The sequence below is a fragment of the Vibrio sp. 1401 genome (assembly GCF_033340295.1).
This window is the reverse complement of sequence record NZ_JAWOWF010000630.1, coordinates 1-576: the sequence shown is the minus strand read 5'-3', so window position 1 is coordinate 576 and position 576 is coordinate 1. Positions and strand designations below refer to the sequence as shown.

Here is a 576-nt window from a genome sequence, read left to right as displayed (position 1 = left end):
GTATCTCGCAGCAAAACTCACTAGGCATTGATGTTGAGTTGTTTCAAACCTATCTCGCGTACAAACGGGCGCTTTCTAAATTAGAACCACTTGAAGATACGACGTTGTCGTTAAACCAACTGCAACGGCTGAATGAAGCCATTCTAAATTTGCAACTTGAATACTTTAACGATCAACAAATTTCCCAACTATTTGATGAAGAAAATCGACTACGCCAACTCGCAATAGAGAAACTGGTGATTAAAACGTACGAGCAAGACTCTGATTCTCAGCAACTACTACTCAACCAAGCGTTATCTGAACAACCTGAGTACATCCAGCAAAGTGAACGCAACAATGACTTAACGAGGCAACTCGACCAAACCACATTACTCAGTTCACAGGATAAGTATCTCGCTCGCGTCGAGTTGGTAGGAGAAGAAGGCGCGCAAAGGCTGCAAAAATTGGATGAACAACGAGCGACGTTTGAAACAGAGCTAACAAATTACCTAGAAAAACGTGCAGATATTCTTGATGATGAATTTTTGGGTCGCGAACAGAAGCAGTTAGAAATTGCTAATTTGAGGAAGCAAAGCT

At 41.7% G+C, this 576-nt stretch carries 1 protein-coding gene; it reads left to right on the top strand.

What is annotated here, in order from left to right:
• Window positions 1-576 (top strand): lipase secretion chaperone (locus tag R7Z77_RS27245; protein WP_318137292.1); only part of this gene is annotated, 576 nt, incomplete at both ends.